12 protein-coding genes are annotated in these 15,993 nt (G+C 67.3%); all 12 read right to left on the bottom strand.

Annotated elements, in window-relative coordinates:
• Positions 1 to 13: 13 nt before the first annotated feature.
• Positions 14 to 280, bottom strand: coding sequence for a 50S ribosomal protein L27 (gene rpmA / locus JO236_RS00355; protein ID WP_293323152.1), 267 nt, complete (start codon positions 278 to 280; stop codon positions 14 to 16).
• 13 nt (positions 281 to 293) lie between these two features.
• Positions 294 to 605, bottom strand: coding sequence for a 50S ribosomal protein L21 (rplU, locus tag JO236_RS00350; RefSeq protein ID WP_293323150.1), 312 nt, complete (start codon positions 603 to 605; stop codon positions 294 to 296).
• A 226-nt stretch (positions 606 to 831) separates the two neighbouring features.
• Positions 832 to 3,768 carry an Rne/Rng family ribonuclease gene (locus JO236_RS00345; RefSeq protein WP_293323148.1) on the bottom strand — a complete coding sequence of 979 codons (2,937 nt, stop codon included), beginning with the start codon at positions 3,766 to 3,768 and terminating at the stop codon, positions 832 to 834.
• 312 nt (positions 3,769 to 4,080) lie between these two features.
• Positions 4,081 to 4,491 (bottom strand): nucleoside-diphosphate kinase, encoded by a 411-nt coding sequence (gene ndk, locus JO236_RS00340; RefSeq protein WP_293323146.1) that lies wholly within the window; start codon positions 4,489 to 4,491, stop codon positions 4,081 to 4,083.
• Positions 4,492 to 4,514: 23 nt separating this feature from the next.
• Positions 4,515 to 4,850 (bottom strand): DUF4233 domain-containing protein, encoded by a 336-nt coding sequence (locus JO236_RS00335; protein WP_293323343.1) that lies wholly within the window; start codon positions 4,848 to 4,850, stop codon positions 4,515 to 4,517.
• Between the two features lie 116 nt (positions 4,851 to 4,966).
• A complete protein-coding gene (gene folC / locus JO236_RS00330) occupies positions 4,967 to 6,400 on the bottom strand; it encodes a bifunctional tetrahydrofolate synthase/dihydrofolate synthase (protein ID WP_293323144.1) in 1,434 nt (477 codons plus the stop codon).
• Complete coding sequence (locus tag JO236_RS00325) at positions 6,397 to 9,066, bottom strand: valine--tRNA ligase (protein ID WP_293323142.1); 2,670 nt, start codon at positions 9,064 to 9,066, stop codon at positions 6,397 to 6,399. The genes folC and JO236_RS00325 overlap by 4 nt, the downstream gene beginning before the upstream one ends.
• Positions 9,067 to 9,253: 187 nt before the next feature.
• Positions 9,254 to 10,519: a saccharopine dehydrogenase family protein gene (locus tag JO236_RS00320; RefSeq protein ID WP_293323140.1), complete on the bottom strand. Its 1,266-nt coding sequence runs from the start codon at positions 10,517 to 10,519 to the stop codon at positions 9,254 to 9,256.
• Between the two features lie 73 nt (positions 10,520 to 10,592).
• On the bottom strand, positions 10,593 to 11,237 hold the full coding sequence (locus tag JO236_RS00315) for a transglycosylase family protein (RefSeq protein WP_293323138.1): 645 nt from the start codon (positions 11,235 to 11,237) through the stop codon (positions 10,593 to 10,595).
• A 1,022-nt stretch (positions 11,238 to 12,259) separates the two neighbouring features.
• Positions 12,260 to 12,859: a molybdenum cofactor guanylyltransferase gene (mobA, locus tag JO236_RS00310; protein ID WP_293323136.1), complete on the bottom strand. Its 600-nt coding sequence runs from the start codon at positions 12,857 to 12,859 to the stop codon at positions 12,260 to 12,262.
• A 1-nt stretch (position 12,860) separates the two neighbouring features.
• Positions 12,861 to 13,961 carry a 2-oxoacid:ferredoxin oxidoreductase subunit beta gene (locus JO236_RS00305; RefSeq protein WP_293323134.1) on the bottom strand — a complete coding sequence of 367 codons (1,101 nt, stop codon included), beginning with the start codon at positions 13,959 to 13,961 and terminating at the stop codon, positions 12,861 to 12,863.
• Positions 13,962 to 14,031: 70 nt separating this feature from the next.
• Entirely contained in the window at positions 14,032 to 15,984 is a 1,953-nt protein-coding gene (locus JO236_RS00300) for a 2-oxoacid:acceptor oxidoreductase subunit alpha (RefSeq protein WP_293323340.1), read from the bottom strand.
• Positions 15,985 to 15,993: the final 9 nt, after the last annotated feature.

The raw sequence follows: 15,993 nt of genomic DNA, 5'->3' as shown, positions 1-15,993 counted from the left end.
CACGCTCGAGACCTCAGTCGGCGGTTCCCCCGGCAGCGACGATGTTGACGGTCTTGCGGCCGCGCTTGACACCGAACTGGACCGCGCCAGACGCGGTGGCGAACAGCGTGTCATCCCCGCCGCGCCCGACGTTGACGCCCGGGTGGAACTTAGTGCCGCGCTGGCGGACCAGAATCTCGCCGGCCTTGACGAGCTGGCCGCCAAACCGCTTGACACCCAGCCGCTGGGCGGCTGAATCGCGGCCGTTGCGCGAGCTAGAAGCGCCCTTCTTGTGTGCCATGTCTGTCGCCTCGCTACTTGATCCCGGTGACCTTGAGAACCGTCAGCTGCTGACGGTGTCCCTGCCGCTTGTGGTAGCCGGTCTTGTTCTTGAACTTGTGGATGCGGATCTTGGGACCCTTGGTGTGCTCGAGCACCTCGCCGGTCACGGCGACCTTGGCCAGCGCGTCCGCGTCGGAGGTAACGGTCGCGCCGTCGACGACCAGGGCCACCGGTAACAACACATTGGCGCCGGGCTCGGAGTCGAGCTTCTCGACCTTGACCACGTCTCCGACGGCGACTTTGTACTGCTTGCCGCCGGTCTTGACGATTGCGTAGGTCGCCATCGTTGCTCCTGCCTCTTGCTAACGTCTTCTGCGCGCGTGCCAGCTGCCGTGCGCGTGGTGGGTCTTTGGCGCGGGCCCATAGCTCCCGCTCGCCGGCCGAACTCGGATGGCCCAGCCTGACGACAACTGTCCAAGGGTACGTGACCAGCGGCTACAGGGTCAAACCGCCCGGCAAGCCGGATGCAGACCGTTGACGTGTCGCGCGGTCGAATACCGCCTGCCCGCCTCAGTCGACGTGAATGGGTGGACCGGCCGGCCTACCCGCGGCCCGCCGCCGGCGCGGTTGCGACGCCAAACCGACCGGCGCATCGTCGGAATCTTCCTCGTCGTCGCCGTCATCGTCACTGTCGTCGTCGAGATCCTCGTCGTCGTCCTCGTCGAGATCGTCGTCACTGTCGTCGAGCTCGTCCGCGTCGTCGAGTTCGTCGTCATCGTCGTCGAGCTCGTCGTCCTCGTCCGTCTCGTCCGACTCGTCGTCCGTGTCGTCGCCGTCGTCCGTGTCCTCGGTGTCCTCGGTGTCCTCAAAGTCTTCGGTTTCTTCGAGATCGGCAGCAACCTGCTGGGCCTTCTCGTCAACCTCTGCGGTGACTTCCTCACCCGACTCGCCGGACCCGTCGTCGTCCCGGCCGCCGCCGGTCGACGCCGCCATCGCCTTGAACATCGGATGCTCGCCGGGGGCGTGCGCGGGCACTTTGGCCACGGGCTGCTCTTCGGAGCGGTTCTTCTTCGATCGCCTGCCCCGCCGTCCGCCGGACTCGGACTTACGCCCATTGGCCGGGGCCGAATCGACGGGGTCAGCGTGCAGCAGGATGCCGCGGCCGCCGCAGTTGGGACACGAGGTCGAGAACGCCTCGATCAGCCCGGTACCCAGCCGCTTGCGGGTCAGCTGGACCAGGCCCAGCGAGGTCACCTCGGAAACCTGGTGGCGGGTGCGGTCGCGGGCCAACGCCTCGGTCAGTCGTCGCAGTACCAGATCGCGGTTGGACTCCAGCACCATGTCGATGAAGTCGATCACCACGATGCCGCCGACGTCACGCAGTCGCAGCTGGCGCACGATCTCCTCGGCCGCTTCGAGATTGTTCTTGGTCACGGTCTGCTCGAGGTTGCCGCCGGACCCGGTGAACTTGCCCGTGTTGACGTCGATCACGGTCATCGCCTCGGTGCGGTCGATGACCAACGTACCGCCGGACGGCAACCACACCTTGCGGTCCATCGCCTTGGCCAGCTGCTCGTCGATGCGATGCACCGCGAACACATCCGGCCCGGTCTGCCCGTCGGCCCCGGTGGCGGGCTCGTATTTGGTCACCTTCGAAACTAGGTCGGGGGCAACGGAATTCACGTACTCGTTGATCGTGCTCCACGCTTCCTCACCGGACACGACGAGGCCGGCGAAGTCTTCGTTGAACAGGTCACGAATGACCTTGACCAACACGTCGGGTTCCTCGTAGAGGGCGACCGCGGCACCGGCGGCCTTCTGCTTGGTCTCGGTGGCTTTGGCGTCGATCTGGCCCCACCGCTCCTGCAGCCGGTTGACATCGGCGCGGATGTCCTCCTCTTTGACGCCCTCCGACGCGGTGCGGATGATCACCCCGGCGTCCGACGGCACCACCTCGCGCAGGATCTCCTTGAGCCGCTGGCGCTCGGTGTCGGGCAGCTTGCGGCTGATCCCGGTCGACGACGCCCCCGGTACGTAGACCAGGTAGCGGCCGGCCAGCGAGACCTGAGTGGTCAGCCGCGCACCCTTGTGGCCCACCGGGTCCTTGCTGACCTGCACCACGACGTAGTCGCCGGGCTTGAGGGCCTGCTCGATCTTGCGGTCGGCGCCACCCAGACCCGCGGCCTCCCAGTTGACCTCGCCGGCGTACAGCACGCCGTTGCGACCACGGCCGATGTCGACGAAGGCGGCCTCCATCGACGGCAGCACGTTCTGCACGATGCCCAGGTAGATGTTGCCCACCAGGGACGCCGACGCCGCCGACGTCACGAAGTGCTCGACGACGATGCCGTCCTCGAGCACCGCGATCTGGGTGTACCGCGCGCCCGGGTGCGGCGGCTCGGCGCGGACCCGGTCGCGCACCACCATGACCCGCTCGACGGCCTCGCGGCGGGCCAGGAACTCGGCCTCGGTGAGCACCGGTGGGCGGCGCCGTCCGGCATCCCGCCCGTCGCGGCGGCGTTGCCGTTTGGCCTCCAGCCGGGTCGAGCCGTCGATGCCCTTGATCTCGGTATTGGCCGCGCCGCTGGAGCCACCGTTGTCGGCGCCGCCGGACTTGCCGCCCGCGCGTGGCGCGCGCTCGTGCACGACGGTATTCGGCGGATCGTCGGGCGCGGGCCCGTCCTCGTTGTCGTCACCCGACCCCGATTTGCGGCGCCGACGCCGGCGGCGTCGCCGGTTGGCCGCCTCCGACGAGCCGTTTTCGTCGTCGCCGTTGTCGGTGTCGTCGGAGTCTTCGGAATCCTGGCCGTCAGCGTCCTCGGCGTCGGCGGATTCGCCGTCCTCACCCTGGCTGTCGGATCCGCCCTGCTCGCCGCGACCCCGGCCGCGACCCCGGCGGCCCCGGCGCCGCCGCTTGTTGGCCGGGCGGTCGGCCTGGTCCTCTTCATCGGTGGCGTCGGCGTCGGCTTTCGCCTCGGAGGCGGCGGCCTCGGCGGCGCCGCCGCCCTTGGTCTCCACGGGCTGCGGGGCCACAAACAGTGGCATGTAGGGCGGCCGGACCGGTTCGCCGGCCTCGGCCGCGGCTTGCTGGGTCTGCGCGTCCCCGGCTTTCCAGAGCAGATCGCGGACCCGGATCGCATCCTCGGCGTCCACCCCGGACTGCACGTTGCGCACCCGCCCGTCGATGCTGACGAGCGCTTCGAGCACCCGCTTACTGGTAGTTCCCAGCGCTCGAGCCAGCGTGTGCACCCTGAGGCGGTCCGGCAGCTCCTCGGGCTTGGGAGTCTCAGCACGCCAGACCAGCTCGCGGACCCGGATCGCATCCTCGTAGTCCACGCTGGACTGGACGTTGCGCATCCGTCCGTCGATGCTGACGAGCGCGTCGAGCACCCGTTTGCTGGTGGTTCCCAGCGCTCGAGCCAGCGTGTGGACCCTCAGGCGGTCCGGCAACTCCCCTGGCTGCGTCGGCTCATTTGAAGTTTCTGAAGTCGGGTCACCGTCTACCACGTATTCTCCTCAAGCCCCCGGGCGCGTCAGTCGACGCGGCCACGCAAGGGCTTCGCTATGTGTCCGGGTCACTTCTCCCGGACTTGTGATGGTCTCGCGCCGAGCGGCCCAGATAGAACCCACTCGGCGCCGTGCTGAATGTCGGCTCGACATGCGGCGCCGCATCCGCAGATATCGATGGTCGCACTTGCCTAAGTCTTCATTCGGATGTGCGAAGCCGGTCTGGCGCCGTTCACCCGACGACCAGTATCCCACATCGCTGCGCGTGCAAAATCCGGGTCAATCTCCCTGAGCTGCGTACTCCCTCAGCGGCTACGCATCGGGAAACCAAAGCGCGATCTCGCGCCGGGCCGACTCGCTCGAATCGGACCCGTGCACCAGGTTGAACTGCGTTTCCAGCCCGTAATCCCCCCGGATCGTGCCCGGCGTCGCCTTTTCCACCGGGTCGGTGCCACCGGCGAGCTGCCGAAACGCGGCAATGGCGCGCGGGCCTTCCACGATCGCAGCGACCACCGGTCCGGAGGTGATGAATTCCAGCAACGACCCGAAGAACGGTTTGCCGTCGTGCTCAGCGTAATGCCGGCTGGCCAGCTCATCGCTAACGTTCCTGAGCTGCAGTGCCGAGATGGTGAGGCCCTTTGCCTCGATGCGGCTGATGATCTCACCGATCAGGCGCCTTTCGACGCCGTCCGGCTTGATCAAAACGAGGGTCCGTTCGGTCACGGCGCACAGCGTATCCGACGGTCTCAGTCAGCCCGTTCCTGTCCGCTCGCCCCGCCGCTTTGCTGTCGACGGCGCACCTCGGCGCGGAGGTACGCGATCAGCAGCCACAACCCGGTGAACAGCAGCCCGATCACCCCGACACCGGGGTACACCACGAAGCCCGCCAGCAGCACGACCTGCGCGCCCAGGTTTATCCAGATCGCCCATGGCCGGCGCTGCAGCCCGGCGAGCAATATCAGCAGCACGGCCAGCCCAATCAGATAACCCAGCGACAGCCCGGTCAGGCCGCCACCGACCGAGCCCACCACGGGTATGGCCAGCAGCACCACGACCGCCTCCAGGAACAGCGTCGCGGCCATCACCGCACCGAAGCTCTTCCAGGGGTCGGCGGGGTCGGCCGGGTCGGCCGGGTCGGCCGGGTCGGCCGGGTCGGCTGGGTCAGGCGGTTGGGCCGGGCCGGCCGGAATCTGTCCCGTCATTGCGGATCACGGCCAAACAGGGTCCGCGCGGCCCCCGCGGTGACGACCGAACCGGTCACGACGATCCCGGTGCCCGAGAACGCCTCACCCCCCGACGCCGCGTCGTCGACGAGTGCGGTCGCGACGTCGATGGCGTCGCGCAGGTTTTCGGCCGTCGTCACCCGATCGGGTCCGAACCTCTCCCGCGCGGCCAGCTCCAGAACCTCGACGTCCAACGCCCGTGGTGACCCGTTGTGGGTCACCACGACGGAGTCGAACGCCGGCTCCAGCGCGGCGAGGATCCCGTCGACGTCTTTGTCAGCGAGCACGCTGAGCACCCCGACCAGAAAGCGGAAATCGAACTCTTCTGCCAGCGTCTGCGCCAGCGCGGCAGCGCCGGCCGGGTTGTGCGCCGCATCGATGAAAACCGTTGGCGCGCTGCGCATCCGCTCCAGTCGACCGGGACTGGTGACGGCGGCAAAACCGGCCCGCACCGCTTCGATGTCGAGCTGACGCTGCGCACCGGCGCCGAAGAAGGCCTCGACCGCGGCGAGCGCCAGCACCGCGTTGTGGGCCTGGTGCTCACCGTGTAGCGGCAGGAACAGCTCCGGGTAGACCCCGCCCAGGCCCTGCAGCGCCAACACCTGGCCGCCGACCGCGACCTGGCGGCCCAGCACGGCGAACTCGGAATCCTCCCGGGCCACCGCGGCGTCTGCGCGCACCGACTGGGCCAGTAGCACCTCCATCACCTCCGGTACCTGACGCCCGATGACTGCGACGGTGTCCGGGGCACCCTCGGGAGCCCGCGCGATGATGCCCGCCTTCTCCCCGGCGATCCCGGCGAGGTCGTCACCGAGATAGTCGACGTGGTCCACGCTGATGGGGGCGATGACGGCCACCGGGGCCGCGATCACGTTGGTGGCGTCCCAACGCCCGCCCATGCCCACCTCGACCACCGCGACGTCGACGGGTGCGTCCGCGAAGGCGGCAAACGCCATTGCGGTGACGACTTCGAACTTGCTCATCGCCGGACCGCCGACCACCTGTGACTGCTGGTCGACCATGTGCACGAACGGCTCGATCTCCCGATAGGTGGCGACGTATTGCGCTGGGCTGATGGGCTTGCCGTCGATCGCGATGCGTTCCACCGCCGATTGCAGGTGGGGGCTGGTGGTTCGGCCGGTGCGCTGCTGCAGCGCGGTGACCAGGGCGTCGACGATCCGGGTCACCGAGGTCTTGCCGTTGGTGCCGGCGACGTGAATCGAGGGGTAGCCGAGCTGCGGCGAGCCGAGCAGATCCATCAGCGCGCTGATCCGGGTCAGGCTGGGCTCGATACGGGTCTCCGGCCAGCGCTGGTCCAGCAGGTGCTCGACCTGCAACAAGGACGCGATCTCGTCCGGTGTGGGAGCGAGGTCGGCGGGACCGGGCAGCTCGAAACTCTCGAATGTCACTGCAGCGCAGCCAGTCTGGCCGTGATCCGGTCGTTTTCCTCCTGTGCCAGCCGCTGGCGGTCGCGGATCTTGCCGACGACCTGTTGCGGCGCCTTGGCCAGGAAGTCCGCGTTCCCCAATTTGGCGGCCGTCGATGCCAGCTCCTTTTGCGCTGCGGCGAGATCCTTTTCGAGGCGGCGACGCTCGGCGGCCACGTCGATGGTGCCCGAGGTGTCTAGTTCGACGACGACGGTTCCCGCGCTCAAGCGGACCTCGACCGAGGCCGACGCACTGAAGCGATCGCCGGGCTCGGTGAGCCACGCCAGCGACGCCACGGCGGCCACCTGAGTGTCCAGATCCGCGTCGGCGATGCCGGCCAACCGGGCCGACACCTTCTGCCGGTCGGCCAAACCCTGGTCGCTGCGGAACCGGCGCACCTCGGTCACCAGTTTCTGCATGTCGCTGATCCGTTGTGCGGCAACCGGGTCCAGGCATATCCCGGACGGCTTCGGCCACTCTGCGATGACGATCGAAGCCGGGTCTGCCTCCGAGCCGGTCAGCGCCTGCCAGAGCGCCTCGGTGATGAACGGAATCACCGGATGCAGCAGCCGCAGCAGCGTGTCCAATACCGCGGCGAGCACGGCGGTGGTGTGCACAACCCCGTCGGCCAGCTGCGTCTTGGCCAACTCGACATACCAGTCGCAGAATTCGTCCCAAGCGAAGTGATACAGAGCTTCGCAGGCCCGGCTGAAGTCGTAGCTGTCGAGCGCCGAATCAACCTCGGCGCGAACCTCTTCCAGCCGCCCCAAGATCCACCGATCGGCGTCGGTCAGCGCGTCAAGCGCGGGCAGCGGCGCCGCGGATTGCGTAGTGGCGCCGTTTATCAGTGCGTACCGGGTGGCGTTGAACAGCTTGGTGCCAAAGTTGCGCGACGCCCGGACATGGTCCTCACCGACCGACAGATCGCCGCCCGGACTGGCGCCGCGGGCCAGGGTGAAGCGCAGCGCGTCGGCCCCGAACATCTCCAGCCACTCCAGCGGGTCAATGACGTTGCCCTTGGACTTGCCCATCTTTCGGCCGAACTCGTCGCGGATCAGCCCGTGCAGAAACACATCGGTGAACGGCACCTGCGGGCCCCGGCGGCCGCCCTGAGTGATGGTGTCGTCTCCGCCGACGAAGGTGCCGAACATCATCATCCGCGCCACCCAAAAGAACAAAATGTCGTAGCCGGTCACCAAAACGCTTGTCGGGTAGAACTTTTCCAATTCCGCGGTTTTCTCCGGCCAACCCAGCGTGGAGAACGGCCACAGCGCCGAGGAGAACCAGGTGTCCAGCACGTCGGGGTCCTGCTCCCAGCCCTCCGGAGGTGTGTCGTCGGGGCCGACGCACACCTGCTCGCCGTTGGGCCCGTACCAGATCGGGATCCGGTGCCCCCACCACAGCTGCCGTGAAATGCACCAATCATGCATGTCGTCCACCCAGGCGAACCATCGCGGTTCCAGGCTGGCAGGATGAATCACGGTGTCCCCGTTACGCACCGCGTCACCGGCGGCCTTGGCCAGCGACTCCACCCGAACCCACCACTGCAGCGACAGCCGCGGCTCGATCGGCTCGCCGCTGCGCTCCGAGTGCCCGACGCTGTGCAGATACGGGCGTTTCTCTTCGACCACCCGGCCCTGGGCCGCCAGGGCCTCGCGCACCGCGACGCGCGCCTCGAAGCGGTCCATGCCGTCGAATTGTGTTCCGGTGTCCACGATCCGGCCTTTGGTGTCCAGGATCGACGGCATCGGCAGTTGGTGTCGCACGCCGATCTCGAAGTCGTTGGGGTCGTGAGCGGGCGTGACTTTGACTGCGCCGGTGCCGAATTCGGGGTCCACGTGCTCGTCGGCGACGACGATCATGGACCGGTCCACGAACGGGTGCTGCAGGCTGGTGCCGACCAGGTGACGGTAGCGCTTGTCGTCGGGGTGCACCGCGATCGCGGTATCTCCCAGCATCGTCTCGACCCGGGTGGTGGCGACCACAATGTGGGGCTGCGAATCGTCCAGCGAGCCATACCGGAATGACACCAGCTCGCCTTCGACGTCCTGGTAGTTGACCTCGAGGTCCGAGATCGCGGTCTCGAGCACGGGCGACCAGTTGACCAGCCGCTCGGCCTGATAGATGAGCCCGGCGTCGTAGAGCCTCTTGAAGATCGTGCGCACCGCCCGGGAGAGACCCTCGTCCATGGTGAACCGGTCACGGCTCCAGTCCACCCCGTCGCCGAGCCGGCGCATCTGGCCGCCGATGGCGCCGCCGGACTCGCGCTTCCAGTCCCACACCTTGTCGACAAACAGCTCGCGGCCGAAGTCCTCCTTGGTCTTGCCGTCGACCGCGAGTTGCTTTTCCACCACGCTCTGCGTGGCAATACCGGCGTGGTCCATGCCCGGCTGCCAGAGCACCTCGTAGCCCTGCATCCGCTTGCGACGGGTCAGGGCGTCCATCATCGTGTGTTCCAGCGCGTGGCCCATGTGCAGGCTGCCGGTCACGTTCGGCGGCGGCAGCACGATCGAATAGGCCGGTTTGGCGCTGGCCGGGTCTGCGGTGAAGTAGCCCGCATCCAGCCACCGCTGGTAAAGCACGCCCTCCATCGCGGACGGGTCCCACGACTTAGGCAGGTCGGCGGCAGAGTTATGACTTGCGGTCACCGGTCAATTCTAGAAACCGCACCTTACGGGCGGGTAAGCGCCCGAAGTTCACTAGCTGCGCAGCTCAGAGACCGCGGCCAGGGAATCCTGAGCAGCTGGCCCGGGTAGATCAGGTCGGGATTGCCAGATGCCACTGGCATCGGCGGGGGGCGGCGCACCGGCTGATACCGGCGACACGCAGACCGCGTTAACTCAACCGTTCGGTCTCCAGCGACACCCCGGCCGCCGGGAACCGCGCCAGCAACGCGTCGCCCATCGCGGCGGCGGGTGTGAGGACGCCTCGAAGGTCGGAGAGCCGATCGCGGTCGAGCGCCAACGCCAGCCCGGACTCTCCCAGAAGCACCGAAGTCGCCTTGTAGCCCGGGTCGCCGCGCTGCTCCATCCGCGCCACATAGCGGGCCCCGGTCGTCGTGGTGGTGTAGGTCTCGGTGCGGTAGTAGCCGCGCTCCCGGGTTTTTTCGCTCGGACCGGTGCCGGATTTGGGGGCAATCCGCTCCATCACCCCGCGCGGCAACAGCCGAAAGTAGCGGCTGCCCACGGCGGTCATCGCTACTGCGGCGCCACTAAAGAGGGCCGAGGCCACCGGGGCCACCGGCGAGGACCCCAGGCTCATGTGTTCGCTGTAGCGGAACCGCCTGCCGTAGGCCCAGTCCAGCAATGCATTGCTGCGGCGCACGATCCGGGTGTTGGCCGCCGCCATGACAAATGCGCCCGTCCACAGACCGCTCAGTTCCGGCGCCAGCCGGGAACCGCGCCGCCAGCGCATATCGGGCTGCCGACCGAGGTCGGGTTCGGCGCCGCGGTCGGTGCTCAGCGTGTAGGGGTCGGCGAACTGGCGGCGTAAGTCCGGGTCGCTGGAGACCGCGCGCAGAAGCTCCAGCATCGAGGCGATGGTGCCGCCGGATGCCCCGCCGACGAAGGAGCGCACCACGAAGTCGGTGTCGACGAGCTCGCCCGCGCCGTCCCGCTGCGCCGCCTGGTAGAGCGCATACACCGTCAGATCCGAGGGGATCGAATCGAATCCACAGGCGTGCACGATGCGGGCGCCGGTGTCGGCGGCCTGCTTGTGGTACAGGTCGATGCTTTCGCGGATGAACGGCGGTTCGCCGGTCAGGTCGGCGTAATCGGTGCCGGCGGCCGCGCAGGCGGCCACCAGCGGCAGCCCGTAGCGCAGATAGGGTCCGACCGTGGTCACGACGACCCGGGTGCGCGCCGCCATGTCCTCGAGCGTCGACGGCGAACTCGCGTCCGCGGCCAGCACCGGCCAGGACTGGGCGGATTCCGCCAAGGTGTTGCGGACGGCCAACAGCCGGTCGGTCGACCTGCCGGCCAGCGCTATCCGCGCGTCGCCCCCGGCCCCGGCCAGGTATTGGGCGGTCAACTTCCCGACAAAGCCGGTGGCCCCATACAAGACGATGTCGAATTCACGCGCGGAGTCCGAACCTCGGGTCACCGACCCGACGGTACTCGTGGCTCAAACGACAGAATGCCGGGCCCGAAGGCCCGGCATTCGTGTGCGCACTGGATCAGCCGCGACGACCGCAGACCGGCCAGGCGCCGATGCCCTGAGAATGCAGGACGTTCTCGGCCACCCGGATCTGCTCCTCGCGGCTGGCACCGGCCGGCGAGCCCGCGCCACCGTTCGCGTGCCAGGTCCCGGAGGTGAACTGCAGACCACCAGAGAAGCCGTTGCCGGTGCTGATCCCCCAGTTGCCACCCGACTCGCATTGCGCGATCGCGTCCCAGTTGACGCTGTACGCCTTGGGAGCCGGCGGCGCGGGAGGCTCATCCGGCCCAGGCGGCGGCGGCACGTTCGGGTCGAAGCCAAGCGGTGCCGGCGGTGGCGGCGGCGGAACGTCAGCCGGCGGGTCAGCCGGCGCAATGTCGGCCGGTGGCGGCGGCACGTTGGGATCGAAACCCACGGGCGCAGGCGCGGGCGCGGGCGGCGGCGGCACGACGTCGGAGGCCGGGGGGGCGAGGAGGTTCGGGGCCGGGTCCCCGGGGGGTGCCGCGGCGTCGGGGGCAGGCGGAACATTCGGGTCCATCACGCCGGCAGCGGGGGCCGCATTGGGGTCCAGGGGGGTATCCGCATTGGCGATACCCGCCGAGGGCAAGCTCACGAGCGTCCCTGTGAGCGCGGCGACGACGAGTGTCTTACGGACGTTCTTCAAGGGTTTTCCTTTCGCGGGGCGCGCGCCAACCCCAGCCCACGAGTCGCGGGCTGGGATGCGTATTCCGTGCGGAATTGCTGAATTGGGGCGTGCCGTCTCGTTCAGGCACGACAGCGGAGCGCTCGATCTATCCGGGGTCAGTCCGGCGGGCTGCTAGCCGACGACAGGGGGCGGCTGTTGCAATTCCCAGCTCCGCTCACACGCGGGTCCGTGTATTCAATTATTTCGGTTATATTCCTGCGGCCCATCCTCGGGCTAAGAGGAACGTACGGTAACGGCTTGGATAAGTCATCTCGAAGGAACACATATCTCGGACCTATAACGGCCAGACCCTACCGCGATCGCGCAATTGTTATTGCAGGTCAATGGTGCGTTTTAGACCGGATAGGGCATTCGCTACGGGCGCGCTCTCGTGACCCGAATCACGCCAATATTGTGACCCCCGACACCAATTGGAGCGCCCGGGCGGGCAGCGGACGCCGGCAATCCGGCGGCCAAAGAAGGCCGAACGACCCGGCCGCCCACCCGGAGTTTGCCAGCACATCCGTGTTGGTAGCGCGCGCTCGTAATAGACTGTGGCGCAAGCTCATTCACTGACTTTGCCGCCGGAGGCGTTACCCCGCACCCGCTGTCACACGGACCCCGCCCACACAGGTAAATGCACTGTGCTGCAACCTATTTCCGGACTATTCGTGGCTCGACAGGCGTCCGCGCAGGCCGGCCGGGCCGCGTCACGAAAATCGGGACAGCCGCCCGCCGCCACCGCTACTTCGCCGTCATGGCGTGGCAAAAAGGCTCATTTCCCGGAGCGGCTTTAAGGTGAGCCGGATTTGCCTAAATCGACTCTGCCCCAACGTAATACGGCGGCGCGGCGGGAATGCTAACAACTGGACGCCGGGCGTGTTGGGAGAACAATGACGCCAATAACAAACTAATTAAGCTGGGGCCTGGCAATAAATGGCATTCTCGGCGCAGCTGCGCCGCAAGTTGCTCACTCAACGAAATAGAACACGCGACAAATATCAGTGCGCCAGAAGGTCCGCGGCTGAATTGAGATTGGTCAGCAGGCGGGAATCCGACACCACGATCTGCTGCGAATCAGAGGCGTCGATCAAGTCGCTCATTTTGCGCTTACCGGCGGTGACCAGAGCATCGACCCGGTCGGCCAGATCGGTCCGGTACACCGCGGCCAGGTAGTGCGTGCGACCGTCCCACGGCAATACCACTTCGGCGCCGGTCTCGACGGCCAGGCGGGCGAGATCGTCGATCAAATCGACTGTCAGATAAGGCATGTCGACCGCGCAGACGAATGCCAGCCGCGCCCCGGCCGCCGCGGCCGCACGCAATCCACGTCCGGTCGCGGGCAGCGGACCCAGGCCCCGCATCTCGTCGCGCACGATGCGGGCGTGCTGCGTGGGCATCGGTTGTCCGGGCGCGGCCATCACGAAAACCGGCTCGCAGCGCTCTCGGATTACGTCGACCACGTGCTCGACCATCGTGGTGCGACCCCCGTTGGGGGCCGTAAAAGGCAGGGTGGCTTTGTCGCGACCCATGCGTCGGGATTCGCCACCCGCGACGACAATCCCCGCGAGCGATCCCGCGTCGGGCGTCAGCTCGGCCACGTCAATCGACGGTCCAGGTGTCGCGCCCGCGCAACAACGACTGCAGCGCGGTGCTGTCCGACGGGGACGCACTCTGGGCGGCGGCGACCTGCGAACGCGCCGCGTCGTCGTACGTGGGCCGACTGACGTGGCGGAATATGCCCAGCACGGTGTGGTCGAGGTTCTGATCGGACAACCGGGACAGCGCGAAGGCGTAGGCGGCGTCGTCGGCGTGCGCGTCGTGCACGATGATCTCGTCGACAGAGACGTCGGCGGTCTTGGCCACGTCCATCCCGAAGCCGGACCTCACCACGCAGTATTCGCCGTTGGCGCCGAACACAATTGGCTCACCGTGCCGAACCTTGATGACCCGTTCCTCGGCGCCTTCTTTGCGCAGCGCGTCGAACGAACCGTCATTGAAGATCGGGCAGTCCTGCAGAATCTCGACTACCGCGGCGCCGCGATGCTGGGCGGCGGCCTGTAGCACCTCCGTCAGCCCGGCGCGATCCGAGTCCAGTGCCCGGCCGACGAAACTCGCCTCGGCGCCCAGCGCCAGCGACACCGGGTTGAACGGGTGATCCAGCGACCCCATCGGGGTTGATTTGGTGATCTTGCCGACCTCAGACGTCGGCGAATACTGTCCCTTGGTCAGCCCGTAGATCCGGTTGTTGAACAGCAGGATCGTGATGTTGACGTTGCGTCGCAGCGCGTGGATCAGGTGGTTGCCGCCGATCGACAACGCGTCGCCGTCGCCGGTGACCACCCAGACCGACAGGTCCTCGCGGGCCAGCGCAAGGCCGGTCGCGATCGCCGGCGCTCGGCCGTGGATCGAATGAAACCCGTAGGTCTCCAGGTAGTAGGGGAACCGGCTTGAGCAACCGATGCCGCTGATGAACACGATGTTTTCGCGACGCAGGCCGAGCTCGGGCAGAAAGTTGCGGATGGTGTTCAGGATGACGTAGTCACCGCAACCCGGGCACCAGCGCACTTCCTGGTCACTGGTGAAGTCCTTGCCCTTCTGCGGCTGGTCCCCAGGAGACACTGTGGGCACGCCGGTGTTCTTTGACAACGCCGGTGTCACGCCCAAATCCTTGCCCGCCAGTTCGCTGATCAGGTTAGTCACGAGCGCCGCCCCTCCTCATCGCTTCGCTCCGCATGCGGGCGGTGCCCCCACTGCATCCTCACCGGACGGGTCATACGTCAACTCCCGCTGCAACCGTGGCGGCCGCCATTCTGGCGACCATCGTCTTGTCCTGCTCAATCTCGGCCAGTGTTCCACCCAACGCGGCGCGGATCACGCGACCCACCTCGTCGGCCAGGAAGGCGAGCCCCTGCACCTTGCTGACCGACTGCACGTCGACTAGGTATTTGCCGCGCAGCAAAAGTGCCAGCTGCCCGAGGTTCATCTCCGGGCACACCACCTGCGGGTAACGGCGTAGTACATCGCCCAGGTTGGCCGGGAACGGACTGAGATACCGGAGATGGGCGTGCGCGACCTTGACGCCCTTGCGCCGCGCACGCCGGCATGCCTCCCCGATCGGACCGTAGGAACTGCCCCAGCCGATCAACAGCAGCTCGGCGTCTCCGGTCGGGTCGTCGACCTCGAGATCGGGCACACGAATTCCGTCAATCTTGGCCTGGCGCAACCGAACCATGAGGTCGTGGTTGACGGGCTCGTAGGAGATGTCGCCGGAGCCGTTGGCCGCCTCCAGCCCACCGATGCGGTGCTCCAGCCCGGGTGTCCCCGGAACGGCGAACTGGCGCGCCAGCGTCTCGGGGTCGCGGGCATAGGGCTGGAATGGCTCGTCCGATTTCGCGAAGGTGTGCTTGATCGGCGGCAGCGTACTGACGTCCGGGATACGCCACGGCTCCGAGCCGTTAGCAATGGAGCCGTCGGAGAGCACGATCACCGGGGTGTGATACGACACCGCAATGCGCACCGCCTCGAGGGCGGTTTCGAAGCAATCGGAGGGAGACCGCGGCGCCAGCACCGCCACCGGTGATTCCCCGTTGCGGCCGTACAGTGCCTGCAGCAGGTCGGCCTGCTCGGTCTTGGTGGGCAGGCCGGTCGATGGGCCGCCCCGCTGCACGTCGATCACCAGCAACGGCAGCTCGGTCATCACCCCGAGGCCCAGCGCCTCCGACTTCAGCGAAATGCCCGGCCCGGACGTGCTGGTCACGCCCAGCGCGCCGCCGTAGGAGGCGCCCAGCGCGGCGCAGATGCCGCCGATCTCGTCTTCGGCTTGGAAGGTTGTGACGTTGAAGTTCTTGTGCTTGGACAGCTCGTGCAGGATGTCTGAGGCCGGCGTGATCGGATAACTGCCGAGCACGACCGGAATGTCGGCCAACTGACCGGCCGCAACGATGCCGTAGGCGAGCGCGGTGTTGCCCGAGATCTGGCGATACTCGCCGGCCGGCAACGTCGCCCGCGATACCTCGTAGGTTGTCCCGAAGGCCTCGGTGGTTTCGCCGTAATTCCACCCCGCCTTGAGGGCCAGCACGTTGGCTTCGGCGACGTCGGGCTTGCGGACGAACTTCTCCCTGATGAAGGTTTCGCTAGTCCGGATCGGCCGCCCGTACATCCACGACAACAAGCCGAGCGCGAACATGTTCTTGGCGCGCTGCCCGTCCTTTTTCGACGCACTTATCGCCTCGACCGCCCCGAGCGTCAGCGTGGTCATCGGCACGGCGTGCACGACGTATTCCTCGAGTTCGTCGCTCTCCAGCGGGTTGGTTACGTAACCCACTTTCGTCAGGTTGCGTTTGGTGAACTCGTCGGAGTTGGCGATCACCATTCCGCCGCGCGGCAGATCACCGAGATTGGACTTGAGGGCCGCGGGGTTCATCGCGACGAGGACGTCGGGGCGATCGCCTGCGGTCAGAATGTCGTAGTCGGCGATTTGAATCTGGAAGGAAGAGACCCCGGGCAAGGTGCCCGCAGGCGCGCGGATCTCGGCCGGATAGTTCGGCTGAGTGGCCAGGTCGTTACCGAAAAGCGCTGCCTCCGAAGTGAATCGGTCTCCGGTCAGCTGCATGCCGTCGCCGGAGTCCCCGGCGAAACGGATGACCACATTTTCCAGACGCTGGCGTCGAGCAGGCGCGGAGCTATGAGACTCTGACCCGGCTCCGTTGCCATTCGGATCCACGTCTCCGCC

Source organism: Mycobacterium sp. (genome assembly GCF_019247635.1).
Classification (GTDB): Bacteria; Actinomycetota; Actinomycetes; order Mycobacteriales; family Mycobacteriaceae; genus Mycobacterium.
Note: the sequence above shows the minus strand (reverse complement) of the source record. Positions and strands in the feature narration are given on the sequence as shown.

Bases quoted from the DNA above. Each gene is read 5' to 3' on its own strand.
- rpmA (WP_293323152.1), bottom strand. From the start codon at position 280: ATGGCACACAAGAAGGGCGCTTCTAGCTCGCGCAACGGCCGCGATTCA.
- rplU (WP_293323150.1), bottom strand. From the start codon at position 605: ATGGCGACCTACGCAATCGTCAAGACCGGCGGCAAGCAGTACAAAGTC.
- JO236_RS00335 (WP_293323343.1), bottom strand. From the start codon at position 4,850: ATGGCCGCGACGCTGTTCCTGGAGGCGGTCGTGGTGCTGCTGGCCATA.